A 24,388-nucleotide genomic window follows, 5' to 3' on the forward strand; every position below is an offset into this window, starting at 1 on the left:
GGCGGGCGAATCTGTCACGGATAGGTAGGGGCGGGTACGTCACTCGGTGCGGGGTGGGCGGGCCGCGCCAGTAGGGTCGGGGGATGGGGATGCTCTACGGGCGGGAACAGGAGCAGGCCGTCGTCGACGCGCTGCTCGACGGGGCGAGGGCGGGCCGCAGCGGGGTGCTGGTGCTGCGCGGCGAGCCCGGGATCGGCAAGACGGCGCTGCTGGAGTACGCGGTGGCGGCGGCCGGCGAGGCGTTCCGGGTGGTCCGGGCGACGGGGGTCGAGTACGAGGCCGAACTCCCGTTCGCCGGGCTGAGTCTGCTGCTCGCACCCGGCCTGGACCGGCTCTCCGCGCTGCCCGGCCCGCAACGGCGCTCCCTGGAAGGCGCGTTCGGACTCGGTGAGGACGCGGCGCCGGCCGGCGCGCCCGGCGACCGGCTGCTGACCGGGCTGGCCACTCTCGGACTTCTCGCCGAACTCGCCGCTGAACAACCGTTGTTGTGCCTCGTCGACGATGTCCAGTGGCTGGACCGGGCCTCGCTGGACGCACTGCTGCTCGCCGCCCGCCGGCTCCAGGCGGAGGGTGTCGCCCTGGTGCTCGCCGTCCGGGATGCGGGCGCGGGGGGTGCCGGGGCGGCCGGTGGTGCTGCGGACGGCCTGCCGCTGGCGGGTCTTCCCGAGCTCCGGCTGGCCGGTCTGCCCGAGTCGGCCGCCGCCCGACTCCTGGATGCCCGAACGGCGGTGGAGCTCACCGGCGGAGTCCGCCGCCGGCTGCTCGCCGAGGCCGCCGGCAACCCGCTGGCGCTCACCGAACTGCCCGTCGCTGCGGGGGAGTCCGCCGTCGGGGACGCCGCCGCCGCGCCCGGTGTACTGCCGCTCACCAGTCGTCTGCAGATCGCCTTCCATGGCCAGGTCACCGGCCTTCCGCCGGCCACCCAGAACCTGCTGCTGGTCGCCGCGGCCGAGGAGAACGGGGACCTCGCCGTCGTCCTCGCGGCCGCCGCCGCCCTCGGCGTGACCGCCGAACACCTCGCCCCGGCCGAAGAGTCGGGCCTGGTCCACGTCGACGCGGACCGTCGGCTCGTCTTCCGGCACCCCCTGCTGCGGGCCGCCATCCTCCAACGTGCACCGCTACAGCAGAAACTGACGGTTCATCGGGTCATCGGCGAGGCGCTGGAGGACGGCGACCGCCGCACCTGGCACCTGGCCCTCGCCGCCACCGCCCCCGATGCCGAACTCGCCGACGCGCTGGAACGCACCGCCGTCCGCGCCGAGGCCCGCGGCGGCCACGGCGGCGCCGCCGCCGCGTACGAACGCGCCGCGCGCCTCACCCCCGACCGCGACGGCGCCACCCGCCGCCTCGTTCTGGCCGCCGAAGCCGCCACTGAGGAAGGCAAGTTGGAACAGGCCGAGGCGCTCGCCGAACGGGCCGGCGCGCGCACCGACGACGCCCTGGCCCATGCGCTGCTCGACCACGTCCGGGCCACCGCACACTTCTGGCGTGGCTCCTACCCCACCGCCTACCGGCTGCTGCTCGATGCGGCCGGCACCGGCATCGAGCCGTCGCACGCCGCCCGGATGCTCTTCCAGGCGTTCCACGCCGCCTGGTACGCGGGCGAGGAGCCGGTGGTCGCCGTCCTCGACCGGCTGGCCGCGGTCCTGGCCGAACTGCCGGAGGACGACCCGCTCACCCCGCTGGCCCGGCACCTTCCCGCCGCCGTGCTGCCCGCCCTCGGCCGCCCCGCCGGGCCGCTGCCGGCCGCCCGGGACACGGCGGCGGCGGCCCGCCGGGCGGGCGCCGAAACCCCGGGCGACCTGGTCCAGCTGTGCGGGGCGACGCTGATCCTCGGCCGGGACGCCGAGACCGCCGAACTCGCCGCCGAACTCGTCGCCGAGGCCCGCGCCAAGGGCGTCGTCGGCGTGCTGCCCACGCTCCAGTTCTTCGCCGCCGAGGCGGAGCTGTTCCACGGACGCCACCGCGACGCCGAGGTCACCGCCACCGAGGCGCTCGCCCTCGCCCGCGACACCGGGCAGCACCAGTGGGTCAGCCAGCTCAGCGCCCTGCTCGCCTGCCTGGCCGCGCTCGCCGGCGACGCGGACCAGGTCGCGGCGCTCACCGCGACGGCCCGGACGGCGACGGCGCTGACCACGAGCACGCCGGGCGGCGGTACGGCCGGCTCCGCGGCCGCGGCCCCCGGCGAACCGTGGGCCCAGTGGGCGCTCGCCCTGCTCGACCTCGGCCACGGCCGGGCCGGCGACGCCGCCGACCGGCTCCAGGGCCTCACCACCGGTCCCTACCGGCACCACGTCAGCGGCACCCGGGCCGTCCCCGACCTGGTCGAGGCCGCCGTCCGCCTCGGCGCCCCCGAGTGCGCCGCCGAACCGTACGAGCGGTTCGCCCGCTGGGCCGGCGCCGCCGCCGTGCCGTGGGCCGAGGCGCTGAGGCTGCGCTGCCAGGCCCTGCTCGGCTCGGACGAACTCGCCGAGTCCGCCTACCGCGCCGCCCTCGGCCTCCACGACGGCACCCACCGCCCCTTCGAGCAGGCCCGCACCGGGCTGCTCTACGGCGAGTGGCTGCGCCGCGAACGCCGCCGCACCGACGCCCGCCCCCACCTGCGCGCCGCCCTGGAGACCTTCGAACGCCTCGGCGCCCGCCCCTGGGCCGACCGCGCCCGTACCGAACTCACTGCCACCGGCGCCAGCGCCCCCGCCCCGGCCGACGCCCCCGCGGGCGCGCTCACGGCGCTCACCCCGCAGGAGCTCCAGATCGCCCGGCTCGCCGCCCAGGGCCTCACCAACCGCGACATCGCCGCCCAGCTCTTCCTCAGCCCCCGCACCGTCGGCCACCACCTCTACAAGGCCTACCCGAAGCTCGGAATCGCCTCCCGGACGGACCTCCCGGCGCTGTTCTGACCTCCGCCGGGCCGGTCCGGCCAGGGCGTCGGGTCGCTCGCCGGCCGCCGCCGCGATGCCGTCGGCGCGGGCGTACTGCCCGTCCGTCAGGCTGATCCCCGAAGTGCCCACGTTCTCCGCCAGGCGCCTGCCGAGCCGGTCCCCGGGAGGGGCAGGACGTCGGGCGAGCGGTGCAGCAGCCACACCTGCGCCGTCCGGGCCGGGGTGGCGCCGATCACACGGGCGACCTCGGCGACCGGGCCGTCCGCGCCGGCGTGACCACCGACGGCGATCGGGAGGAACGGCAGGAAGGCGATGCCCCGCTCGGCGGTGAAACCGGCCACCTCGTCGCCGGCCGTTTCGACGGGGGAACCCGCGGGCACATCCGCAGGGTGGCCCCGCTCACACGCCATCGGCGGCCCCGCCCTGCCCGCCCTGGCGGGCCGTCAGCCCGGCCCCGGGGGCCGAGGCCACGGCAACGGGCTTTCGCGTTTGCGCATACGTCAGAGGCCCTACCGGATCTCTCCGATAGGGCCTCTGTACTACTGGGTCGGGGTGGCGGGATTTGAACCCACGGCCTCTTCGTCCCGAATGAGGGCCGGGGCGGCGGCCAACCTGCGCAGATGTGCGAACGTGCAGGTCAAAGCGTCGGGTTCCGTTGGTCGCCCTGGGCTTTGCGCGGGATGAATCTCAAGATCTTCTCCCAGGCTTCTCCCAGCGGCTCCCAGTGCGCGGCCGAGAGCGGAGTCAGTTGTTGACTCGCCACCCTTCGAGCGCGGACAGTGCCCGTGCCCGTGCCTCGACGACGGCCATGCGCGCCGACCGCTCACCCTCGTGCACGTGCGCGGCCTGGCTGGTGCTCTGTCCGGGCCACTTGCGGTACAGAAGGCCTGTCTCGGCGCTGAACCACCCCCGGCTCACCGCGTTCAGGGCGAGCAGAAGGCCCGTGTCCTCGGATGCGGGGAGTGCCATCCAACCGCCGAGTGCCAGAAGCAGGTCCCGCCGGACGCACAGCGTTGCGGGGTGCACCTGGGCGCGGAAGTCATGGGCCTTCCAGTGCTCCAGCACGGCGCCGCGCTCAATCGAGCCTTCCGGCGGGTCCTGGTCGAACCCGACGGTGGAGCCGTCCGGCAGAAGGTCGAGCACGCGGGACGTGCTCCAGCAGATGCCTGGCTTGTTCAGTGCGGCCAGATCGCGGGCCAGGGTGCCCGGGGTCAGCATGTCGTCGGCGTCCAGGACTTTGACGAAGTCGCCTTCGGCCCGCGACAGCGCGAGAGTTCGGGCCACGCCGGCGCGCCCGTGGCGGCCCTGGCCGAAGCTGATCCGAGAGTCGTCGGGGACGTGCGGTGCCACCGCGTCCGTCTCCCCGTCCTCCTGGATCACCCACTGCCAGCCCCATCCGTCGGGAAGCTGCTGGTCGACAAGCGACTTGTAGGCATCGGTCAGGAACGGCGCCGACGGTCCATGCACCGCCGTAATGACGGTCACGATGTTGGTCATGCTCACCACCTTGTCAGCTTGCTCGTGAAGGTCAGCTCGGTTCGATCGCCCGGAAGGACGACGTCGGACACCTCGACTACCCGGTCGTTGATGTCGACGCTGACCTTTCGGCAGATGATCACCGACACGCCAACCGGCAGGCCCAGATCCTCGGCCTCCTCCGGCGTGGGCGGCCGGGCCCGGAACGTCTCCACGATCCGATCCAGCTCGATTCCCACCGTCCAAAGCTGGTTTTGGGTCCCTCCGGGCCACGGCTCCTGATCGTCACGCAGCAGGTCAGGGTTGCCGGCGACCATGTCGAGTACCAGGTAGGACTCCGCGCGGTTGAGTGGCGTTCGTTCCTCCCGGTTCCGGGTTCGGTACGTCCTGCGAAGCAGCATCGTGCCCTCGGGCACGCCGAACTCGTTCGCAAGCTCCTCTGTTGCCGGCACTTGCGCGTACTTGGCCTCGAAGACCAAGTCGTCAATGGTCAGACCGGTGTCGCGCTCGGTCGCTCCCGTCTTGACCCGCACGGATTCGGGCTGGCGCGCCCGGTCCTTCTCCCACTGGTGACGCGCCCCGTCCCGGACGACCTTGGTCGGCTCCTTCCGGACGAACGTCCCCCGACCGTGCTGCTTCTCGACCAGGCCTTCAGCCTCCAGGACGCCGACCGCCTGCCGCACTGTTGGCACGCTCGTTCCGTACTGATCGGCTAGCGCCGTCTCGGCCGGAAGCCTCTCGCCAGGCTTGCGCTGACCTGCGCGGATCTCTTCCCGCAGCGCGTCTGCGATGCGCTCGTACACCTTCGCCATGGTGGCCTCCGCCGTCCCTCGGTGTGTGACTCGCCCAGGATAAGTCCTCAAGAGGAGTTGACGACTTCCTGAGAACCCGTCATAGTCATTCGCAGCTCCTAAAGAGGAGTTGAGGACAAGACCTCAACATGACTTTAGGGCTTGCTTGACCTGCACAGATGCACCTGAAGGGCGCCGTAGCAGCGCCCCAAGGGTCATCTGTGAGCTGAGGCGGAGGACGCTGCAATCTCCGCAAAGGCCAGGGGACAGGGGCTTCGGCCCTGACTGGCGAGGTGGCCCGGTGACCGCGAGCAACGGCCGGAGAGTGGGGGCGTGGCCCCCCTTGCAGTGCGAATCCCTTGCCCGCCCGACCGAAGGAGGTGTCCCGATGAAGCCGATCGACCGCAAGAGACATAGGTCGCCTTGCCGGGCCATTGCCGGCCGGTGAGGCTGCTCCACCAGCGTTCACGACTTCCGACGTGCCGTTCCGCCCGCTTGTGGTGGTGCGGCACGTCGGGTTTCGCGGCCGCTCGTCGAGCGTCCGATCCGCCATTACGGCTGCGGCTCCGGTGCTGCAACACCGGAGCCGCTCAGGGCCGTCCGAGTGAAGGACACCGACCCATGAAACTGATTGTCGCAGGCCAGGACGCCGCGACGCCGGACGAGTTCGCGGAACTCGCCTTCGGCTTCGGCATCGACGCCGAGCTGTTCACCGGCACCGAGACGGAGACCACCGAGGAGCGGCGGGCCCGGCTCGACGCCGCGCGGGACATCCTGCGGGACCTGGACCCGCCGGCCGCCCGCTTCGCCTCCGCGCTGATGCGCACGGCCGAGCGCCGCCGGGTGCAGACCTGGAGGGCCGCCGCATGACCGGCCGCCGCACGCTCCACCTGACCGGCACTCGTGCCCCGCACCGGGCCGCCCGCCCGGCCGCCGCGGTGCTCGCCGAGTTCGTCCCGGCGCCGGACGGTGGCCTGCCCGGCGCCGCGTGCGTCGGTGCCGACACCGAGCTGTTCTTCCCGGACCCCGACGAGATCGGGACCGATGCCGCGGAGTGGGCCGAGCGGCGGGCGCGGATGATCTGCGCCGGGTGCCCGGTCCGGCTGATGTGCCTGGCCCAGGCGCTGGAGCGGAACGAGCCGCACGGCATCTTCGGCGGCCTGAACGCCGACGACCGGCGCCGGCTCGGCCGCCGCATGAGCCGCCTGCGGGCCCGGGTGAACGCCGGGGGTGCCGGGTGAGCGCTCACCGCTCCGGCGAGGGTGAACACCGGGTGTTCACCGAGGTGCCCACCCCGGCCCAGATCCGCCGCACGTCGGCCGTCATCTCCCTCGGGACGTGGGTGCTGACGGGGGCGGTGGTCGCGGTGAGCATGTCCACCGCCGCACCGTTCATCGACGCCCATTCACCGGGGTTCGGCACCGGCCCGGTGATGGCCATGGCCACCGACGGCTGCTTCATCCTCAGCCTTCAGTCGGACAGCACCCTCGCCCGCTACGGCGTGAGCGGCGGACGCTGGCCGGCCGCCTTCCGCTGGGTCACCGGCCTGGCCACGGTCTGGCTCAACATCGGAGCCGCCGCCCTGGCAAAAGACCTGGTCGGGGTAGTGGTCCACCTGATCCCGCCGCTGCTGTTGCTGCTGGTCGCGGAGGCCGGACCGGCCTACCGCCGGGCCCTGGCCCGCCTCGCCCGCCGGACCCGGCCGCCGCTGCGCAACCGGCCCGCACCCATCCCGCGGGCCGCCCGGGAAGCGGTGAACACCCCGCTGTTCACCCTCCCGCCGACCCCGTTCACCCCCGCCCCGCAGTCCGCCCCGGGCATCCCGTCGGTACCGGTCCCGGCTGCTGCGGCAGCGGTCCTGGCGCCGCCGGAGGGTCCGGTGAACACGCCACCCGCCGGGGCGGTGCTCACCCCCGCTCGCCCGGTGAACACCTCATCTCCTGAGGAGCCGGCCGCAGCCCCCCTCGACGTCACCCCGGACGCCTTCGGCGGTGCCGACGCCGGGCCGGTGTACACCGACGCGCTCACCGGGTTGCCCGCGGTGAACACGTCCGACACCCCGGTGAACACCGCCGACCACGACGCATCTGCCGGCCCGTTCACCGGCCCGCCCGGCGCCGAGAACGAGGAGGAGCCGGAGGCGGTGCGGCTGGACGAGACGGCCGCCGCCGCTGTGATCGAGCAGTGCTGGCGCGACGGGATCTCCCAGCGCGAAGCGGCCCGGCGTTCCACCCGCGCACCGTCCTACGTCAGCCGCGTCTACAAGCGGCTGGCCGAGGACCACGCCGCCGACGGTGAGTGGGTGGCCGCGTGAGCGGGCCCCGGCACTGGGACCCGGAGGGCCGCCACCACGGCGGCACCCCCACCTATCCGTGGCGCATGGCGCCGTGTGGTCTCTTCACCCGCCGCCAGCTCCGTGCCCGCGGTCTGCGTCCCGGCGGGCAGCCTGTCGCCGGGCAGGTCATGTGGCGCTCCCGCTTCGGCGGCACCCGCCCCGCCTACCTGTACCGGCTCGACCACGCCAAGCCCGTCCGGCCCATGACCGAGGCGAGGGCCGCCGCCCTCGCCAAGGCCAACGCCGCCCGCCGCACCTGCCGCGCCTGCGGCCGGGTCGCCGGCTACGTGCTGCCCGCGCACCTCGGCACCTGCCTTCCCTGCGCGGACGGCGCCGCCCTCGCGGCCTGAACCCCTCCCGACCTGCACCGCTACCCCTTCCGCAAGGGAGACCATGTCATGGCCCTGACCGAGATCAACGTCGTCTCGTTCGGCTACCTGCACGGCGCCCCGCCCGCGGGCGCGCACCTCGTGCTCGACCTGCGCCGGCACTTCCTGGACCCGCACGTCCGCCCGGCCCTGCGCTACATGAACGCCCACGACCTGCCCGTGCGCCAGGCGGTGATGGCCACCCCGGGCATCCGGGAGCTGATCACCTCCACCGCGCTGCTGGTCGACGCGTTCGACGCCGGCCCCACCGAGGCACCGCTGACCGTCGCCGTCGGGTGCGCGGGCGGCCGCCACCGCGCCGCCACGGTCGCCCAGGTGCTGGCCCGGCGCCTGGGCAAGACCGGCACCCGGGTCACCCTCACCCACCGCGACCTGGCCAAGCCCGTGGTCGAGCGCACCGCCACCGGCGATGCCGTCGCCCCGGCCCGGCAGTGAAGACGGGAGGCACCGTCGTGTCCGAATCCCCTGCCCCGGCCCTGGTCGAGGTCGTTCCCGCTCCCCAGACCCAACCGCCCGCCACGGCCACCGCCCCGGCGGCGCCCGCGGCCCCGCCGGCCGGGGCGGTGCCCGGTGTGCCGCTGGCGGTGGCCGTGGCGAACGCGCTCGGCGGCCTCGGCGCCGGGGCCCTGTCCCTCGGTGGCCCGGCCACCCTGGCCGTGGCCGGTACGGCGGCGGGTGTTGTCGCGGTCGGCGGTCTGGCCCGCCGGGTCCGCACCGCCCGCCAGCGCACCCCGAACGCCGCGGTACGACGGGCCGTCACCGCCCAGCGTGCGGGGGCGGGTGGTGTCTTCACCCCGGCTGCCGGCCGCCGCACCACGCCGCAGGCCGGTGGCTCCACCTCCGGCTCCGCGCAGGGCCGCTACGGGGCTGCGGGCGCCCGCGGCGGCGGCACGCTCCATCGGTCCGCGTCCGTCCCCGCCCAGTCCGCCGCGCCTCGGAAAGGACCGTCCTCCATGGGCCGACCGGCCACCACACCGTCCCCGACCACTCACCGCAGTGCCGCCGGAGCGTCCGGCGGCACTTCCGCCCCCGGAACGCCGAACAGCCGCCCCGGGAATGCCGGCCGGTCCGGGAACGGGCTGCGACACCGGGTGGCGTCCGGCGCCGCCCACACCCTGGCCAAGGCCGCTGGCGCGCACCGCTCCGGCGCGGCCGGGGCCGCCGCCGATCCGGTGGGCGCCGGCCGGGCCGCGCGCAGGGACGAGCGGTTGGCGAAGGTCGCCGAGCGTACGGCCCGGCGGGTCGCGAAGGGCCAGGCCAAGGCCGAACGAGCGGCCGGGATCGACCCCGCCACCGGCGCCGGGGCCGTCTCCAAGAGCCCCGCCGCGGCGTCCCTGGGCCGTGGGGGCGTGTCGCCGGTGCAGGCGAAGGCCCTGCGCCGCTCCGCGATGCGCCACCGGGCCCGGATGGCCGGCGCCGTGGCCGCGACCGGCCTGGTCGGTCTCGCGTCGGCGGCGGTAGGCAACTGGCGCCACAAGGGCAAAGTCGCCGGCCACATGCGCCGCACCTGGACCCGGATGGCCGCCCGCGCCCGCGCCGTGCGGGCCGCGAGGGACGCCGCGATCCGCGGCACCACCACCCCCGCCACGACCGCACCGACCGCCGGCCAGGCCGGGGGCCCGCTGCCCGCGGTGCCGGTCCCCGCGCAGAGCGTCAACGTCCCCGGCCGCCCCAGCCCGACCCCGGCAGCCGTCGGCGGTGTCGGTGCGTGGACCGTCGACACGGCCAGCCTCTTCGCCCGCATCGGCACCGCCCCGGGCCGCACCCGCACCGCCGACCCGATCACCCTCGGCAAGCCCACCGTGAAGGAGCCCACCACCGTGACCGACCTCGACGGCACCGCCGCCACCTTCAGCCTCTCCTCCGCCGCCGACGTCCTCTTGCAGGCCGCGACCACCTTCGACCCCGAGAACATGATCGAGTTCCAGGCCCTCGCCGACGACCTCCCCGTCGCCTTCGCCACCATCCAGGACGTGCTGCGCGTGCTCGCGGAGAAGGGCGCCGAGCAGCTGCCGCTGGACCCGGTCGTCCCGGAGGAGATCGCCGAGGGCTACCGCGCCATGGGCAAGGTCGTCCAGGCCCTGGAAGAGGTCGGCGCCACCTTCCGCAAGGCCCACGCCGAGGACCTGGAGCGCCACGAAAACCCGCGCAACGGCCTGGAGGCCGAGCGGAAGTGGAACGTCTGACCCACCGCCAACCCACCCCAGCACCAACGACGTCCCGCCGGGCCGCCCACACCACGTGGGCGGCCCGGCCCGCACTCCGGCTGGAGCCGCCCGTCATGACCGACACCCCGAAGTCCCCGAAGAAGAAGAACCCCGCGCCGTCCCGGTCCCGGGTGGACTGGAAGGCCGGACACGGCCCGCTGTCCGGCACCCTCAACGCCACCGCCGGCGCCCTGACCACCACCGCCCTCGGCCACGCCGGCGGCATGCCCGCCGGCTGGGCGCTCGCGGCCGGGGCCGCCGGGGCGCTCGGCACCCTCGGCGCCGGCCTGCGCAAGCGTCTGACCAGCGCGACGCTGGCGTTCAGGGGCGCGTGCTGGATGACCGCCGGCGGCTGGTCGTCGTGGGCCCTCGCCCACGGCGGCCCCTGGCAGTGGCCCGAGATCGGATCGCTGGCCGTCGCCGGGATCGCCGCCGGCACCCTGAGCGTCGCGTTCGCCGCCCACGAGGAGGTCGAGCAGGCCAAGCGCCACCACCTGCTGCTGATCGGCGCCCGCCGCCAGCTCGCCGCCGAATGGACCGACCGCATCAAGCGCGTCTGCCACGTCGACGTCACCGTGCTCGGCATCAAGCACTGGCCCTCCGGCGCCGGCTACACCCTGGAGATCGAGCTTCCCGAGGGCGGCACCACCCGGCGGGCCATCACCGACCGCACCGAGGCCCTCGGCTCCGACCTCGACCTCCCCGACGGCTGCGGCCTCCAGACCATGCCCGGCATCTCCCGGCGCCGCGTGCTCATCCAGGTCACCACCCGCAACCTCACCGGCGAGGAACTCCCCTTCCCCATGGGCGAGATGGCCGAGACCACCACCGTTAACAACCCGATCCCCCTCGCCCTGCTGTCCGACGGGGCGCGGGCGGAGATGGACCTGCGGCAGGCGTCCACCATCGTCACCGGCCCCACCGGGACCGGCAAGACGAACTGGCTCCACACCCTGATCGCCCGCCTCGACCAGACGAACGACGTGCTCGTGTGGGTGATCGACCTCAACGGCGGGAGCATCGGCCTGCCCTGGCTCAACGCCTGGCGCGACGCCCAACTCCGCCGTCCCGGCTCCCGCTGGGCCGACGCCACCATCCCGGTGCCGGGCGTGGACTGGGTCGCCTCCACCCCCGAAGAGGCCAAGCGCATGCTCGCCGCCGCCGTCCGCATCGCCAAGCGTCGCAAGGCCGCCTACCAGGACGCCATGCGCGACGCCAACGACGACAAGCTGCCCGTCTCCCCGGCAGTGCCGGAGATCGTCATCGTCATGGACGAGGGCGCCGAGGCCGCCGCCACCCGCGAGGCCCGCGCCGTCCTCGCCGGCGTCTCCGAGGTCGTCCGCATCGCCCGCGCCATGGCAATCCGCGCCGTCATCTCCGTCCTGCGCGTCACCCAGGACGTCATGCCCGACCCACTGGTCCGCAAAATGGCCTCCAACCGCCTCGCCACCGGCGCCCTGGAGGACTCCGAGCTGGGCCACCTCTTCGGCTGGCGCGCCCTGCGCGCCGAGGACAGCTTCTCGGGGCCGGGGTCAGTGTTGGTCGGAACCGAGGGCAAGCAGCCCGCCAAGGGCCGGCAGTGGCGCATCACGCCCGACATGATCGAGGAGATCAGCGCGCTCACCTCCCACCGGCGCCCGGGCCTGGACGCCCCGTCGCTGGAGGCTGCCGGCGCCGACTACACCGACCGCTGGCTGATCGAGCGCTGCGGCCACCTGTGGGCCAGCGCCGACACCGCCCCCGTCGCGGCCGCGGCTACACCCTCGCCCGCCGCCGGTCCGGCGGGCGGGCCGGGGCGGGGTGAGGCCGCCGTCGGCGGGTGGAAGGCCACCGCCCACTGGGACCAGCCCGCCACCACCCCGGCCGCCGGCCCCGACGACCTCGAATCCATCTGGCTCCTGCCCGACGCCGTCAAGCCCGACCCCACCCCGCCCGGCGTCGACTGGTCGAACCCCTCCACCTGGACCACCGGCCGCGAGACCACCACGCCCGAGACACCCGCCGCGAAGGACGCCGCGCTCCAACTGCTGCTCGACGCCGGCCCCGACGGCACTGGCGCCTCCGCCATGGAACGGGTCCTGAAGCCCGACTTCGGGACCACCCGGCAGACCATCAACGGCTGGCTCAAGGAGTGGGCCGAGACCGGTGAGGCCGTCCGCGTCGGTGAGGGAAACAAGACCCGCTACGTCCACCGCCGGTTCGCGCAGAACCCCCCGGCCGAGGACTGACCACTTCGCTGTCGCCCGAGCTGTCGCCCCGCCCGGGCAGGAAGGGGAAACCAGGCCCAGAGGCCCCGAAACCCCCCTCTGACCTGCGGGGCGACAGTCGTCACGACAGTCGCGCGACAGCTCACACGACAGCACGGGCGACAGCCCTAGGCGACAGCTCCACGGCCTGCCCGGGCGGGCCGCTCCACACCCGAACCGCTCACCGAAAAGAGCCCCGCCGTGATCGTTGCGCTCAGCACCACCATCCTGTTCGCGATCATCTCCGCCGTCCTCATCCGGGGCCGGCGCGTGGCCCTGCCCACCGCGCTCGTGCTCTGGCTGTCCGGTTTCACCGCCGCCTCCACCGGCGTCGCCGGACCCGTCAACGACTTCCTCGCCTCGCTCGTCCGACTCGTCTCCGGCCACTGACCCCACCGCGACCCGACCACCACCCCGCCGACAGGAGAGCACCGTGCACCACACCCCGCACGCCTCGCAGCCGTTCGCCGCCCCGGTGCTCTACACCCAGGACGGCACCCCCTACTACACCCACCCCACTCCGCTCGCCGCCCCGCCCGCGCTCTACCCGAGCGCCGCAGCGCTGCCGGTGCCCCTGGCCTACACGCAGATGCCGATACCGCAGCAGCCGGCCGTCATCACCGCCCCCGCCCCGACGCGCGACCCGTGGCCCGCCCGCCTGCTCGCCGGCGGCTTCGCCCTCGGCGCCGGCGGACTCGGCATCGGCTACGCCGTCCAGGCCGTCGCGGCCGCCGCCGGGAGCGTCGGCGGCCTCGCCGCGATCGGAGTCGGCGCCTACGCCCTCGCCAAGACCACCGGCGGCGGGGGCGGCCGGGGCGGCGGGCAGGGCGCCGTGAACGTCAACGTCACCGTCTCCAACCGCAACCGCTGACCAGGAGAAACGCCATGTCCCGCATGCGTCTGCGCTTCAACGTCTGGCCCAAGCCCGCGATCGAGCTGACCGACACCCCCGACCCACACTGCCCCGACTGCCAGGGCGAGGGCGGCTGGACCGAGGACTACGGCGACTACGACACCGGCGAGTACGCCGGCACCGAGGACGTCTGGTGCACCTGCTGGAACCCCGACCAGGTCCGCCGCCTGCTCCCCATCCCGCGCTGGATCGTCCGCCACTGGCTCAGCCGGACCATGCCCGTCTACTCCGACGAGCCCCTGTTCTAGCCGACCGGCCTGCCCGACCGGCCGTTCCACCCGGACCACGCCGCAGCCGGCGGCGGGGCCCGGGCGGTGCGGGGGACCGGGCAGACCCCGCTCCCGGACCACCCCAACGCCTTCTGGAGGCACCCGTGTCCGTGGGAGAGACCCCGATCACCGTCGTCGGCAACCTGACCGACGACCCCGAACTCCGGTTCACCCCGGCCGGGGTGGCGATGGCCCGCTTCACCATCGCCTCCACCCCCCGCGCCTACGACAAGACCAGCGGCCAGTGGAAGGACGGCACCGCGCTGTTCCTGCGCGCCACCGCCTGGCGCGAGATCGCCGAGCACACCGCCGAGTCCCTCACCAAGGGCATGCGCGTGATCGTCACCGGCCGTCTCGTCCAGCACAACTGGCAGACCGACCAGGGCGAGAACCGCTCCATGCTCGGCCTCGACGTCGAGGACATCGGCCCCTCGCTGCGGTTCGCCACCGCCACGGTCACCAAGGCCCAGCGCACCGGCAACGCGCCCGCGCGGCCCGCCGACCAGTGGTCCACCGCCACCCCGCCCGCACCCGGCGGCGGCTGGAACGGCACCCCGGCCGACGGCCCCACCGAGCCGCCGTTCTAGCCCCACCACGCCCCGGACAGCACGAAACCCCGCAGCAGCCGGCCATCCCGGCAAGGTCGTCCGGCTGCTGCGGGGCCGATCCGATCCCCTCGCAGAGACCAGAGGACTCCAGCATGCCCCAGTACAACCCCTCCGCGCTCGTCGTCACCGACGACACCGCCGACCGGGAGCGCGCCGGCGACGGCCACTCCCGCTACGGCGCCTACCTCGCCCAGCACGCCGGCGACTTCCACGACGACGGCGAGCCGCTCCGCCCGGTGGACTTCGCCGCCGCCGCGTGGCGCACGGCCACCACCCCGGTCATGTCGCCGGGCTACGCGGCCGTGCGCCCCGACATCCACCCGCTCGACGTCTACCGCGACCACCACGGCGGCGCGCAGTTCTGCGCGAAGGTCGGCCTGCGCCACGCCGCGCTCACGAGCCGCCCCGCCGGACGCCCGCTGGACTGGCAGCTCGACTCGTGGACGCACGCCGGCGAGTCCTGGACCTGCCTGGCCGGCCCCGAGCGCACCGACCGCCCGGCCGTGCTGGTCGCCGCCACCGTGCTCCTCCCCATCCCCGACGGCATCCTGATCCGGCCCACCGCCGTCCGGCCCGGGCGCACGCTCACCCACGAGGCCAAGACCGTGGTCGCCGCCCTCGCCCAGTACGCCAACCAGCACCTCACCCCGCTGGTCAACGGCCTCACCGGGGGTGCCCTGTGAGCGCCGTCGCCCTGTCCCTGGCCGCCCGTCCGCGGGCCGGCTGGCTCCCGGGCCGCCCGTGGAACGGCATGACCGTCCTGGACACCTACGGGTGCCAGGGCGGTGCCGGCATGGGCTACTGGCTCGCCGGATACGACGTCTTCAGCGTCGACAACGCCCCGCAGCCGAGGAACCCCTTCGCGTTCATCCAGGCCGACGCCGTGGCCTTCATCGCCGAGCACGGGCACCTCTTCGACTTCATCCACGCCTCCCCGCCGTGCCAGCGCTACACCCGCTGCCAGAAGATCCGGGGCCGCGAGCACCCCGACCTCATCGGCCCCACCCGCGCTGCCCTGGAGGGCACCGGGCGGCCGTGGGTGATCGAGAACGTCGAAGAGGCCCGGCCCGAACTGCGGGACCCGGTGATGCTCTGCGGCGCGGCGTTCGGCCTGCGCACCTACCGGCACCGCCTGTTCGAGCCTGGCGGCGGCCTCACCGTCGTCCCGCCGCCGCACCCGGACCACGTGGCGCCGCTGGCGAAGATGGGCCGCCCCGTCGCCGGCCACGAGTTCATGCACGTCGTCGGCAACTTCTCCGACGTCCCCCTCGCCCGCAGCGAGGCTGTGATGGGCATGCCGTGGGCCAGCCGCGACGGCCTGCGCGAAGCCATCCCGCCCGCCTACACCGAACTGATCGGCCGGCAGGCCGCCGCCCAGATCCGGACCGGCTCCGGGGAGGCGGCCGCATGACCGGCCGCGTCCCGCCGCTGGGCGGCAACGGCCTGTGGCAGGCCGTCATCGCGGCCGCCGCCGGCCGCTGCCAGTGCCGCGGCACCTGCGGCACCAGCCACGACAAGGACGGCGGCCGCTGCAAGACCGTCCACGGCGGATACGGCCCCCGCCACGGCACCGGCGCCGCCCGGCTCCTGGCCGCACCCGCCGACCCGGACAGCCTGCTCCTGCCCCCGCATCACATCGCCACCCTGCCCAAGCAGGCCCTCGCCGCATGGTGCCCGGCCTGCCACGACGCCACCCGCCGCAACGCCCACAAGGCCCGGCAGGCCGCCGCCGCGGCCGACGGCCCCGACGGCCTGTTCTGACCACCCCTCACCTCGCCCGGGGCCGACCCTGCCCGTCGGCCCCGGGCCCGTCCACCGAAGGGACTCGCCGCATGACCGGCAACCCCCTGCTCGCCGCCGCGCTCACCGCCGCCGAACGCGGCTGGCGCGTCTTCCCGCTGCTGCCCGGCAGCAAGAAGCCCGCACTCCACTCCTCCGCCCGCTGCCCCCGCACCGCCGCCTGCACCACCGGCCACCAGGGCTGGGAGCAGCGGGCCACCTGCGACCCCGCTGTCATCTGGCGGACGTGGTCGCACGGCCCGTACGGGATCGGCCTGGCCACCGGCCCGTCCCACCTGGTCGTGGTCGACCTCGACACCCCCAAGCCCGGCACCCCGCTGCCCGTCGGCCCGGCCGGGCCGCGGGACGGGGCCGGCGTGCTGGCCGCGCTGTGCGAGCGTTACGGCCGGGCGTACCCGTCCGGGACCTACACCGTCCGCACCCCGAGCGGCGGCACCCACCTGTACTTCGCCGCCCCGGCCGGGTCGGGCCTGCGCAACACGGCGGGCGAGCGTGGCACCGGGCTGGGCCGGTGGATCGACACCCGGGCCGGCGGCGGCTACGTCGTCGCCGCGGGCAGCACCGTCGCCGGACACCGCTACGAGGCCGTCCTCGACACCGGCCCCGTGCCGCTGCCCGCCTGGCTCCACACCCTGCTCGCCCCGCCGCCCCGGCCGGCCACCCCGGTCGTCCCGCTGAGCAGCCGGGCGGGCCGCCGGCCCGGGTACGCCGACGCCGCCCTGCGCAACGAGAGCGCCAACGTCGCCAACGCCGCCGAGGGCAACCGGAACTGGACGCTCACCCGGGCCGCCCGCGCCCTGGGCCGCTTCGTCGCCGACGGCCGGCTCAGCCGTGGTGAGGTCGAAGACGCTCTTAAGGGGGCGGCGGAGCAGGCCGGCCTGCCCGCGCGCGACGCCGCCGCGACCATCACCAGCGCCCTCGACTGGTCCATCGCCCACAACCCCGCCGGAGACGCCGCATGAGCACGCCCGCCCGCTCCCCCCTTAAGAGCCCTCAGAACCCCGGCGGGAGCGGGCCCGAGGACGGCGCGGCCCTGCTCGACGCCGTCGAATCCCATCACCGGCGCTTCAACGTCTTCCCCAGCGAGGCCGCCTACGTCGCCGTAGTCCTGTGGGACGCCCACACCCACCTGCTCGACTGCTTCGAGTCCACCCCGCGGATCGCGTTCCTCTCCCCGGAGCCCGGCTCCGGCAAGACCCGGGCGCTGGAGATCATCGAAACCGTCGCCCCCAGGCCGATCCTGACCACCGACGTGAGCCCGGCCGCGCTGTTCCGCTCCGTGTCCGACACCGAGGCCCGCCCGACCGTCCTGTTCGACGAGGTCGACGCCACCTTCGGCCCCAAGGCCGCCGGGAACGAGGACCTGCGCGGCCTCATCAACTCCGGCCACCGCCGCAGCGGCGTCGTGCTGCGCTGCGTCGGCGACGGTTCCACCCAGACCGTCCAGCCCTTCCCCGTCTACTCGGCCCTCGCGATGGGCGGGCTCGGCGACCTGCCCGACACCATCATGAGCCGCTCGATCATCATCCGGATGCGTCGCCGCGCCCCCAACGAGAAGGTCGAGCCCTTCCGCGAGCGCATCCACAAGGCCGAGGGGCACGCGCTGCGCGACCGCCTCGCCGCCTGGGCCGACGGCGTCCGCGACCAGCTCCACGAGGCGTGGCCGGAGCTTCCCGACGGCATCAGCGACCGCCCCGCCGACGTGTGGGAACCCCTGATCGCCGTCGCCGATGCCGCCGGCGGCCACTGGCCCGCCCGGGCCCGAGCCGCCTGCGTCCAGCTCGTCACCGCTGCCAAGGCCAACGACAAGGGCTCCGTCGGCATCCGCCTGCTCGCCGACCTGCGCGACATCTTCAACGGCGCCGAACGGATGCTCAGCGCCGACCTGGTCGACCAGCTCACCGCCATGGACGACGCCCCGTGGGCCGACCTCGACGGCAAACCGCTCACCACCCGCGCCCTCGCCCGGATGCTCGGCGACTACGTCACCGCCGACAACGACCCCATCAAGCCCCGCAACATCAAGACCGGCCCCCGCACGGTCGCCAAGGGCTACTACGCCGCCGACCTCGCCGACGCCTGGCTGCGGTACTGCCCGCTCCGCTCCCAGGAATCCGCTACCAGCGCTACCGCCGCTACCGCGCAGGTCAGGCCCCTGTTCCCGGTAGCGGAACCGGTAGCGGTAGCGGATACGAACCCGCTGCCCGCCCCGGAGCACGCCACCGCCGAAGCCGCGCTCCCGTAGCCCGCACCGCCGCTCCCGCCACCCGGCGGGAGTGGCACCAATCCGCTACCGCTACCAAATCCGCTACCAGAAACATGCCCCTGACCAGGGAGGTAGCGGCAGTAGCGCTGGTAGCGGATCCCAGAGAAGGAAAGGGGCGAAGCCCCGCCGCCGATGATCTGGAGGGTCTTCATGCGCAAGGGCAGGGGGCAACTGCCGCCGCTCTACTACCCGGCCGACATCGCCACAGCCATCGGCATGTCTGAGTGGTGGGTGAAGGAACAGGCCCGTCGCGGGCGGATCCCCTTCACCAAGCCTGGACGTGCCTACCGATTCACGGCTGACCAGTTCGCCGAGATCGTCCGCATGTACGAGGTGCGGCCGGCCACTGTGGCTGCGCCGCAGATAAAGATCGCTGCCGCCGCCGTCCCGAAGGAGCCGGCTCGTGACGCGCAGCAGACCCGGCCCGTTGTCCGACTTCGTGCGCGGATGCCGCGCAGGGCTCTGCTTCAGCAGCAGGACGCTGCCTGACCACACTCAAAAGCCCGCCCGGTGGCTCCGCCGGGCGGGCTCCTGCTTTGGAGAGATCACATTGGGATACGGCGAGAACCGCGGCGACTACTGGCGCGCCCGGTACAAGATCGCACCCGGCAAATACGGGACCGTCCTCGACGCCAACGGGAAGGCGGTCCGCTACAAGACCAAGCGCGCGGCCGAAAAGGCCGCCGCGATTGCCGAGGAGGAGGTTGCCAAGGAAGCCGCTCAGCAGCCCGCCGCTTCGGAGCCTGAGCGAATGACGTTCGGCGAGTACGCCAGCGCCTGGTACGAGGACCAGGACCTCGCTGCGTCGACCATGCAAAACTACCGCCGCCACATCGAAGAACACCTGCTCCCGGAGTTCGAGGGTGCCTACCTCGACGAGATCACCAAGGGCGCGGTCGACGGGTGGGAGCGCACTGAGCGCGAGCGCGGCTACGCGCCGAGCAGCATCAAGACGTGGCGCGGCACGCTGCACCTGGTCCTCGCCGACGCTGTCGACGCTGGACTGCGCGACTCCAACCCGGCGACCCGGCGGCGCGGCCGGGGCAAGCGTGCTGGGCGCTCGCGCAACCGCAGCCGCGAGAAGGTGATCACCACGGCGCTCGGCATCCTGCTGATCGCCGAACGGACCGCGCTGCTGTCGGGCCGGGACGACGAGTTCGTCGGGGTCGTGACCAAGGGCTACACCGGCATGCGCTGGGGAGAGATCGTCGGGTTGGAGACCGGGTTCATCCGCCCGGCGGCCGTGCGCGTCGAATGGCAGTTGTACGAGCTGGACTCCGGTGAGCTGCACCGCTGCCCGCCCAAGGACGACTCCTACCGGACGATCGATGCCCCGCCCTTCCTGTCCGGCCTGCTCACCGGGCAGGTTGGCCGCGTCGGCACGAAGCCGTGCGAGTGCCATGGCCTGCGGTACCTCTTCAGCGGGCACGGCGCCGCCAACGGAGCCGCCCGTCGGCCTGGCGCGAAGCTGGTGGACGTGGCCCGCGCCGCCGGCGTCTCCACCGGGACCGTCTCCAATGTGCTCAACCGCCCGCACGCGGTGGCCCTCGACACCCGGTCCCGGGTCGAGAAGGCGATCGCCGATCTCGGCTTCATCCGGTTCTGGTCGTCGGGCGAGAACGCCGCGCACTGGCGCCGGAACGGCTTCGCCACGTGGCTGTTCCACCCGGCGGCCACCGGCTGGTACCCGAAGAAGGCTCCGGAAGAGGCCCGTCCGGTGCCGCTGATCGCCGAGCCGTGGCCGGGCATCCCGGCGCGCGGCCGAGGCGCCGCTGGCCGGGCGGAGGCGTGCTGGCTGCCGATCCAGCGCGGTCTCACGCCGCACGGTCTGCGGCACACGCACAAGACGATGATGGACGAGTTCGGCACACCTCCGAAGCTCAAGGACGAGCGGATGGGGCACGAGGACGGGTCGGTCCAGGCTCGCTACTCGCACATCACGCCCGAGATGCGGAGCAAGCTCATGGACGACCTCACCGCAGTGTGGGACGCGTCACTCGAAGCCCGCCGGCGGATGTCGCCGGGATCGCCCGTGAAGGTGCTCGACACGTTGCTGAGGATCGGTCAGTAGGAGAGCCGCCGGGAGGTCATCCGAGCGGTTTTCTCCCAGGATTCTCCCGAGAGTCCCCGGAAAGCCAGTCAGGGCCGGTCTCCCTTGCGGGAGACCGGCCCTGAGCTGGTCTTACTGGGTCGGGGTGGCGGGATTTGAACCCACGGCCTCTTCGTCCCGAACGAAGCGCGCTACCAAGCTGCGCCACACCCCGGTCTTTCTGTTTGTCGCTCCGTCTCCTTCGCGACGAGTAGAACTCTACCGGACGCTCGCCGAGAGACGAAATCCGATTCCCGGCGGGCGTCCGGCGCAGGTCAGGGGGCCGGGGTGAGGGTGAGGAGGGTGGCCTCGGGGGGGCAGGCGAAACGGACCGGGGTGTAGCGGTTGGTGCCGCAGCCCGCGGAGACGTGGAGGTAGGAGCGGCGGCCGCCGGCCTGGTGGGTGGAGAGGCCCTTGACCCGCTTGGCGTCGAGGTCGCAGTTGGTGACCAGGGCGCCGTAGAAGGGGATGCAGAGCTGGCCGCCGTGGGTGTGTCCGGCGAGGATCAGCGGGTAGCGGTCGGCGGTGAAGGCGTCCAGGACGCGGAGGTAGGGCGCGTGGACGACGGCGAGCGAGAGGTCGGCGTCGGCGGAGGGGCCGCCGGCGACCTCGCTGTAGCGGTCGCGGCGGATGTGCGGGTCGTCGAGGCCGGTGAACTCCAGGTCGAGGCCGCCGATGTTCAGCCGGCCGCGGGCGTTGGTGAGGTCGAGCCACCCGGCCGAGTCGAAGCCGTCGCGCAGCTTCTCCCACGGGTTGTGGACGGCGCCGCTGATGCCGCGGCTCGCGGTGCCGTCGGGGTTGTTCATGCCGTGGATGCCGCTGCGCATCGCCTGGAGGTAGCGGGCCGGGTTCTTGCGGGCCGGACCGTAGTAGTCGTTGGACCCGAAGACGTAGACGCCGGGGAACTCCATCAGCGGTCCGAGCGCGTCGAGCGTGGCCGGGACGCCGAGCGGGTCGGAGAGGTTGTCGCCGGTGTTGACCACCAGGTCGGGGCGCAGACCCGCGAGGCTCTGCAGCCAGCGCTGCTTCTTGCCCTGCCCGCTCACCATGTGGATGTCGGAGACCTGTAGGACCCGGATGGGGCGGGCGCCCCGGGGCAGGACGGGGATCTCGACCCGGCGGAGCCGGAAGGAACGGACCTCGTACCCGACGGAGTAGGCGAGGCAGGCGGCGCCGGTGGCGGCGATTCCGAGGGGGACGGAGTACAGCGGTCGCATCGCTCCATGCTCTCAGACGGCGGATCAGCTGGTGAACGTCCGGGCGGCAGGTGGGGACACGCCGTCCTGCTCCGTACGCCCCCGGTGCGGTGCCGGCTCGGCGGCGAAGGCGTCGATCACGGGATCGCCAGTGCTCGCGCTGCCGGGCGCGTTCGGCGGGGTCGTCGAGCCGCTCCTGGTGGAAGCGGAGCACAGTGCCGCCGCCGACGGGTGTGACGGTCAGCTGCACGGTGGTGCTCCCGGCCCGGCCGGCGGGCTGCCGGGTGAGCCGGATCCGGGAGCCGGGGTGCAGGCTGCGGAGCTCGCAGCCGTCGGCGGCGGTGACCGGTGCGCCGACCCGGTCGCCGAGGCGGGCGCCGGGGCCGAGCCAGAGCGCGGCGCCCGCGTCCCGCGGCGACCGGACCGCGTCCCGCGGGGCCCGTGCGGTGGCAGGCTCCCCGGCGGCGGTCGGGCAACCGGTATGAGGAGTCGCGGGAGGCGGGAGTCTGCGCGTTGCGGAGGGGCCTTGCGTTAATGGCGGGCAGCCGAACGCCGCAGGTGGGAGACTCGGGGCCATGACCACGCTCAAGGAGCAGCTGCAGGAGGACCTCACGGCTGCCATCAAGGACCGGGACGAGCTGCGCTCGTCCACCATTCGGCTCACGCTCTCCGCCGTCACCAGCGAGGAGGTGGCGGGCAAGGAGAAGCGCGAGCTGTCGGACGCCGAGGTGCTGAAGGTGCTCGCGCGTGAGGCGAAGAAGCGCCGGGAGGCCGCCGAGGCGTTCGACGGTGCGGGCCGGGTCGACCAGGCCGCCCGGGAGCGGGCGGAGGGCGAGGTGCTGGCCGGCTACCTGCCCAAGCAGCTCTCCGACGAGGAGCTGACGGCGATCGTGGCCGCCGCCGTCGCCGAGAGCGGGGCGACCGGTCCGCAGGGCATGGGCGCCGTGATGAAGCTGGTGAAGCCGAAGGTGGACGGTCTGGCCGAGGGCGGCCGGGTGGCCGCCGCCGTGAAGGCCGCGCTCACCGGCTGACGCGCAGCACGAGCGCCGCCCGCAGCGCCGGCACAAGCACCGGCAACAGCAGCGGCACAAGCACCGGTACCGGTACCAGCACCCCCCGACGCGCCCGAACCGGCGCGCAGACACGAGGGCGCCCCCCGAGCGATCGCTCGGAGGGCGCCCTTTCGCGTGCCGGTCCCGGCTAGTGCCGGCCGCCGTTGCCGTTGCCGTTCCCGTTGCCGTTCCCGCCGATGACGCCCGGCGGGAAGGTGAACCCGCCGCCGATCATCCCGCCGGGGTTGCCACCACCCGGGTTGCCGCCGCCGGGGTTGCCGCCGCCGGGGTTGCCGCCACCCGGGTTCCCGCCGGGGTTGCCGCCGCCCGTGGCCGTGGCCGCGGCCGCGTCGCCGTTCGGCGGGGTGGCGGGCGGGGTGGGATCGGCCTTGACCGGGTCCGGGATGTTGACGGTGGGCAGCGTCTCCAGGGGGGCGCCGCGCAGGGCCTGGTTCATCGCCATCTGCCAGATCGGGCCCGGGCCGGTGGCGCCGAAGACGCCGTCGCTGCCGTAGTAGGTGTCGCCGATCTTGATGTTCTTCATCTTCACACCGCCGGCCGGGCCGCCGAGCCAGACGGAGGTGGCGAGCTGCGGGGTGTAGCCGCTGAACCAGGCGGCCTTCTTCTCGTCGGTGGTACCGGTCTTACCGGCGATCTGCCGGCCGCCCTCCAGCCCGAGGGAGGCACCGGTGCCCTTCTCGGTCACGTTGAGCAGGACGGCGTTGAGGTTGTCCGCGGTGCTCTCGGAGTAGGCCTGGTTGCAGGTCGACTGCGGGACCTTGACGTCCTTGCCGTCCACCGTGGTGATCTTGTTGATGGCGATCGGGGTGCAGTACTTGCCGCGGGCGGCGAAGGTCGCGTAGACGTTCGCCATGGTCAGCGGGGAGAGCTCCAGGGTGCCGAGGACCATCGAGGGCACCTCGACGAACGGGTCGCCCTTGGCGGTCTGGCTGATGCCGAGCTTGTTGGCCATCTGCTTCATGGCGCAGAGGCCGACCTGCGCCTCCATCTGTACGAAGTAGGTGTTGACCGAGCGGGCCATGGCCTCCTTCAGCTCGTACGGGCCGACCTCGCTCTCCGACTCGTTGCCGACGCTGCGGTCCTTGCCCTTGGCGGTGTTCTTCCAGGTGCCCGAGCAGGTGGACATCGTGGGGTAGTCGATCCGGTTCTGGGACGGGAACGGCTGGGTGGCGGACATCCCCGACTCCAGCGCGGCCGCGGCCAGCACCGGCTTGAACGTCGAACCGGTCTGGAAGCCGTTGCCGCCGCCCATCGCCGCGTCGACGTTGAGGTTGACGACGGTCTGGTTCTTGTTCTGGTCCAGGCCGTACGGGCGGGTCTGGGCCATCGCGAGGATCTTGCCGCTGCCGGGCTCCATCATGGTGGCGGCGGCCGACACCGGGTCGGTCACCTTCACCTTGGTGGTCACGGCGTTCTGCGCGGCGGCCTGCTTGTCCGGGTCGAGGGTGGTGTAGATGTTCAGGCCGCCCTGGTCCCAGAACTTCTTCCGCTCGGCGGCGGACTTGCCGAAGACCGGGTCCTACCACGTGGCGCACGTAGTCGCAGAAGAAGCCCATGCCCGCGTTGGCGGTGATGCAGCCGTTCTGCGGGTCCTTGAACTTCAGGCCCAGCGGGGCGGCCTTGGCCTCCTTGGCCTGGTCCGCGGTGATGTGCTTGTTCTCGACCATCTTGTCGATGACGACGTTGCGGCGCTTGACCGTGTTCTCCGGGTAGCGCACCGGGTCGAACGACGAGGGGTTCTGCACCATGCCGGCCAGGGTGGCGGCCTCGGCGACGGTGAGGTCCTTGTTGCTCTTGCTGAAGTACCGCTGGGAGGCGGCCTCGACCCCGTAGGCCTGGTGGCCGTAG

25 protein-coding genes, 1 tRNA gene and 1 pseudogene are annotated in these 24,388 nt (G+C 73.7%); 20 read left to right on the plus strand and 7 right to left on the minus strand.

Going from position 1 to position 24,388, the window contains the following annotated elements; translation table 11 throughout:
• Positions 1 to 83: 83 nt before the first annotated feature.
• Complete coding sequence (locus C2142_RS41650) at positions 84 to 2,900, plus strand: LuxR family transcriptional regulator (protein ID WP_277347265.1); 2,817 nt, start codon at positions 84 to 86, stop codon at positions 2,898 to 2,900.
• A gap of 86 nt (positions 2,901 to 2,986) precedes the next feature.
• On the opposite strand, the gene C2142_RS20750 is transcribed toward C2142_RS41650, so the two are convergent.
• From C2142_RS20750 to C2142_RS20760, 3 genes are all read right to left on the minus strand, one after another.
• Entirely contained in the window at positions 2,987 to 3,262 is a 276-nt protein-coding gene (locus tag C2142_RS20750; RefSeq protein ID WP_148644046.1) for a hypothetical protein, read from the minus strand.
• Between the two features lie 364 nt (positions 3,263 to 3,626).
• The gene (locus tag C2142_RS20755; protein ID WP_148644047.1) at positions 3,627 to 4,379 is read right to left on the minus strand and encodes a glycosyltransferase; all 753 of its coding nucleotides are present in this window, start codon (positions 4,377 to 4,379) and stop codon (positions 3,627 to 3,629) included.
• A 2-nt stretch (positions 4,380 to 4,381) separates the two neighbouring features.
• Positions 4,382 to 5,170 carry a GntR family transcriptional regulator gene (locus C2142_RS20760; protein WP_148644048.1) on the minus strand — a complete coding sequence of 263 codons (789 nt, stop codon included), beginning with the start codon at positions 5,168 to 5,170 and terminating at the stop codon, positions 4,382 to 4,384.
• 600 nt (positions 5,171 to 5,770) lie between these two features.
• Here C2142_RS20760 and C2142_RS20765 point away from each other — a divergent pair.
• The 18 genes from C2142_RS20765 to C2142_RS20850 all read left to right on the plus strand — a co-directional run bounded on the left by C2142_RS20765 (position 5,771) and on the right by C2142_RS20850 (position 20,253).
• Complete coding sequence (locus C2142_RS20765) at positions 5,771 to 6,019, plus strand: hypothetical protein (RefSeq protein WP_148644049.1); 249 nt, start codon at positions 5,771 to 5,773, stop codon at positions 6,017 to 6,019.
• Positions 6,016 to 6,390, plus strand: a complete 375-nt coding sequence (locus C2142_RS20770) for a WhiB family transcriptional regulator (protein ID WP_148644050.1) — start codon at positions 6,016 to 6,018, stop codon at positions 6,388 to 6,390. The genes C2142_RS20765 and C2142_RS20770 overlap by 4 nt, the downstream gene beginning before the upstream one ends.
• Complete coding sequence (locus C2142_RS40130; protein WP_241002696.1) at positions 6,387 to 7,463, plus strand: hypothetical protein; 1,077 nt, start codon at positions 6,387 to 6,389, stop codon at positions 7,461 to 7,463. The genes C2142_RS20770 and C2142_RS40130 overlap by 4 nt, the downstream gene beginning before the upstream one ends.
• Positions 7,460 to 7,834, plus strand: coding sequence for an RRQRL motif-containing zinc-binding protein (locus C2142_RS20780; protein WP_148644051.1), 375 nt, complete (start codon positions 7,460 to 7,462; stop codon positions 7,832 to 7,834). Before C2142_RS40130 ends, C2142_RS20780 begins: the two co-directional genes overlap by 4 nt.
• A gap of 48 nt (positions 7,835 to 7,882) precedes the next feature.
• Positions 7,883 to 8,308: an RNase adapter RapZ gene (locus C2142_RS20785; RefSeq protein ID WP_148644052.1), complete on the plus strand. Its 426-nt coding sequence runs from the start codon at positions 7,883 to 7,885 to the stop codon at positions 8,306 to 8,308.
• 17 nt (positions 8,309 to 8,325) lie between these two features.
• Positions 8,326 to 10,059 (plus strand): hypothetical protein, encoded by a 1,734-nt coding sequence (locus tag C2142_RS20790; RefSeq protein ID WP_148644053.1) that lies wholly within the window; start codon positions 8,326 to 8,328, stop codon positions 10,057 to 10,059.
• A 95-nt stretch (positions 10,060 to 10,154) separates the two neighbouring features.
• The gene (locus tag C2142_RS20795) at positions 10,155 to 12,308 is read left to right on the plus strand and encodes a hypothetical protein (protein ID WP_148644054.1); all 2,154 of its coding nucleotides are present in this window, start codon (positions 10,155 to 10,157) and stop codon (positions 12,306 to 12,308) included.
• Positions 12,309 to 12,527: 219 nt separating this feature from the next.
• Positions 12,528 to 12,716: a hypothetical protein gene (locus C2142_RS20800; protein ID WP_148644055.1), complete on the plus strand. Its 189-nt coding sequence runs from the start codon at positions 12,528 to 12,530 to the stop codon at positions 12,714 to 12,716.
• Between the two features lie 43 nt (positions 12,717 to 12,759).
• Positions 12,760 to 13,197 (plus strand): hypothetical protein, encoded by a 438-nt coding sequence (locus C2142_RS20805; protein ID WP_148644056.1) that lies wholly within the window; start codon positions 12,760 to 12,762, stop codon positions 13,195 to 13,197.
• 14 nt (positions 13,198 to 13,211) lie between these two features.
• Positions 13,212 to 13,487 carry a hypothetical protein gene (locus C2142_RS20810; protein ID WP_148644057.1) on the plus strand — a complete coding sequence of 92 codons (276 nt, stop codon included), beginning with the start codon at positions 13,212 to 13,214 and terminating at the stop codon, positions 13,485 to 13,487.
• 125 nt (positions 13,488 to 13,612) lie between these two features.
• Positions 13,613 to 14,095 (plus strand): single-stranded DNA-binding protein, encoded by a 483-nt coding sequence (ssb, locus tag C2142_RS20815; RefSeq protein WP_148644058.1) that lies wholly within the window; start codon positions 13,613 to 13,615, stop codon positions 14,093 to 14,095.
• 113 nt (positions 14,096 to 14,208) lie between these two features.
• Entirely contained in the window at positions 14,209 to 14,799 is a 591-nt protein-coding gene (locus C2142_RS20820; protein WP_148644059.1) for a hypothetical protein, read from the plus strand.
• 68 nt (positions 14,800 to 14,867) lie between these two features.
• On the plus strand, positions 14,868 to 15,527 hold the full coding sequence (locus C2142_RS20825; protein ID WP_148644909.1) for a DNA cytosine methyltransferase: 660 nt from the start codon (positions 14,868 to 14,870) through the stop codon (positions 15,525 to 15,527).
• Positions 15,524 to 15,877: a hypothetical protein gene (locus C2142_RS20830; RefSeq protein ID WP_148644060.1), complete on the plus strand. Its 354-nt coding sequence runs from the start codon at positions 15,524 to 15,526 to the stop codon at positions 15,875 to 15,877. The genes C2142_RS20825 and C2142_RS20830 overlap by 4 nt, the downstream gene beginning before the upstream one ends.
• 71 nt (positions 15,878 to 15,948) lie before the next feature.
• Positions 15,949 to 16,878 (plus strand): bifunctional DNA primase/polymerase, encoded by a 930-nt coding sequence (locus C2142_RS20835; protein WP_148644061.1) that lies wholly within the window; start codon positions 15,949 to 15,951, stop codon positions 16,876 to 16,878.
• Positions 16,875 to 18,161 (plus strand): DUF3631 domain-containing protein, encoded by a 1,287-nt coding sequence (locus C2142_RS20840; RefSeq protein ID WP_148644062.1) that lies wholly within the window; start codon positions 16,875 to 16,877, stop codon positions 18,159 to 18,161. Before C2142_RS20835 ends, C2142_RS20840 begins: the two co-directional genes overlap by 4 nt.
• A 171-nt stretch (positions 18,162 to 18,332) precedes the next feature.
• A complete protein-coding gene (locus C2142_RS20845; protein WP_148644063.1) occupies positions 18,333 to 18,671 on the plus strand; it encodes a DNA-binding protein in 339 nt (112 codons plus the stop codon).
• Positions 18,672 to 18,732: 61 nt separating this feature from the next.
• A complete protein-coding gene (locus C2142_RS20850; protein WP_148644910.1) occupies positions 18,733 to 20,253 on the plus strand; it encodes a LacI family DNA-binding transcriptional regulator in 1,521 nt (506 codons plus the stop codon).
• Between the two features lie 119 nt (positions 20,254 to 20,372).
• On the opposite strand, the gene C2142_RS20855 is transcribed toward C2142_RS20850, so the two are convergent.
• Positions 20,373 to 20,446 (minus strand) — tRNA-Pro (locus C2142_RS20855).
• Between the two features lie 100 nt (positions 20,447 to 20,546).
• Positions 20,547 to 21,488, minus strand: coding sequence for a metallophosphoesterase (locus C2142_RS20860; protein WP_148644064.1), 942 nt, complete (start codon positions 21,486 to 21,488; stop codon positions 20,547 to 20,549).
• 554 nt (positions 21,489 to 22,042) lie between these two features.
• On the opposite strand from C2142_RS20860, the gene C2142_RS20865 reads away from it, so the two are divergent.
• Positions 22,043 to 22,498 (plus strand): GatB/YqeY domain-containing protein, encoded by a 456-nt coding sequence (locus C2142_RS20865; protein ID WP_148644065.1) that lies wholly within the window; start codon positions 22,043 to 22,045, stop codon positions 22,496 to 22,498.
• 169 nt (positions 22,499 to 22,667) lie between these two features.
• On the opposite strand, the gene C2142_RS20870 is transcribed toward C2142_RS20865, so the two are convergent.
• Together C2142_RS20870 and C2142_RS20875 are read right to left on the minus strand one after the other, a co-directional pair.
• Positions 22,668 to 23,948 carry a penicillin-binding transpeptidase domain-containing protein gene (locus C2142_RS20870; RefSeq protein ID WP_148644066.1) on the minus strand — a complete coding sequence of 427 codons (1,281 nt, stop codon included), beginning with the start codon at positions 23,946 to 23,948 and terminating at the stop codon, positions 22,668 to 22,670.
• Positions 23,949 to 24,264: 316 nt separating this feature from the next.
• Positions 24,265 to 24,388 (minus strand): annotated as a pseudogene (locus tag C2142_RS20875) (transglycosylase domain-containing protein); the annotation flags it as partial.

The sequence above is a fragment of the Streptomyces sp. CB01881 genome, assembly GCF_002953255.1.
In the GTDB taxonomy this organism is placed as follows: Bacteria; Actinomycetota; Actinomycetes; order Streptomycetales; family Streptomycetaceae; genus Kitasatospora.

What these genes read in the sequence shown, in the direction of transcription:
- C2142_RS20840 (WP_148644062.1), top strand. Translation starts at nt 16,875, where the DNA reads ATGAGCACGCCCGCCCGCTCCCCCCTTAAGAGCCCTCAGAACCCCGGC.
- C2142_RS41650 (WP_277347265.1), top strand. Translation starts at nt 84, where the DNA reads ATGGGGATGCTCTACGGGCGGGAACAGGAGCAGGCCGTCGTCGACGCG.
- C2142_RS20865 (WP_148644065.1), top strand. Translation starts at nt 22,043, where the DNA reads ATGACCACGCTCAAGGAGCAGCTGCAGGAGGACCTCACGGCTGCCATC.
- C2142_RS20795 (WP_148644054.1), top strand. Translation starts at nt 10,155, where the DNA reads ATGACCGACACCCCGAAGTCCCCGAAGAAGAAGAACCCCGCGCCGTCC.
- C2142_RS20860 (WP_148644064.1), bottom strand. Translation starts at nt 21,488, where the DNA reads ATGCGACCGCTGTACTCCGTCCCCCTCGGAATCGCCGCCACCGGCGCC.
- C2142_RS20830 (WP_148644060.1), top strand. Translation starts at nt 15,524, where the DNA reads ATGACCGGCCGCGTCCCGCCGCTGGGCGGCAACGGCCTGTGGCAGGCC.
- C2142_RS20835 (WP_148644061.1), top strand. Translation starts at nt 15,949, where the DNA reads ATGACCGGCAACCCCCTGCTCGCCGCCGCGCTCACCGCCGCCGAACGC.
- C2142_RS20785 (WP_148644052.1), top strand. Translation starts at nt 7,883, where the DNA reads ATGGCCCTGACCGAGATCAACGTCGTCTCGTTCGGCTACCTGCACGGC.
- C2142_RS20770 (WP_148644050.1), top strand. Translation starts at nt 6,016, where the DNA reads ATGACCGGCCGCCGCACGCTCCACCTGACCGGCACTCGTGCCCCGCAC.
- C2142_RS20845 (WP_148644063.1), top strand. Translation starts at nt 18,333, where the DNA reads ATGCGCAAGGGCAGGGGGCAACTGCCGCCGCTCTACTACCCGGCCGAC.
- C2142_RS20755 (WP_148644047.1), bottom strand. Translation starts at nt 4,379, where the DNA reads ATGACCAACATCGTGACCGTCATTACGGCGGTGCATGGACCGTCGGCG.
- C2142_RS20760 (WP_148644048.1), bottom strand. Translation starts at nt 5,170, where the DNA reads ATGGCGAAGGTGTACGAGCGCATCGCAGACGCGCTGCGGGAAGAGATC.
- C2142_RS20820 (WP_148644059.1), top strand. Translation starts at nt 14,209, where the DNA reads ATGCCCCAGTACAACCCCTCCGCGCTCGTCGTCACCGACGACACCGCC.
- C2142_RS20810 (WP_148644057.1), top strand. Translation starts at nt 13,212, where the DNA reads ATGTCCCGCATGCGTCTGCGCTTCAACGTCTGGCCCAAGCCCGCGATC.
- C2142_RS20825 (WP_148644909.1), top strand. Translation starts at nt 14,868, where the DNA reads ATGACCGTCCTGGACACCTACGGGTGCCAGGGCGGTGCCGGCATGGGC.
- C2142_RS20765 (WP_148644049.1), top strand. Translation starts at nt 5,771, where the DNA reads ATGAAACTGATTGTCGCAGGCCAGGACGCCGCGACGCCGGACGAGTTC.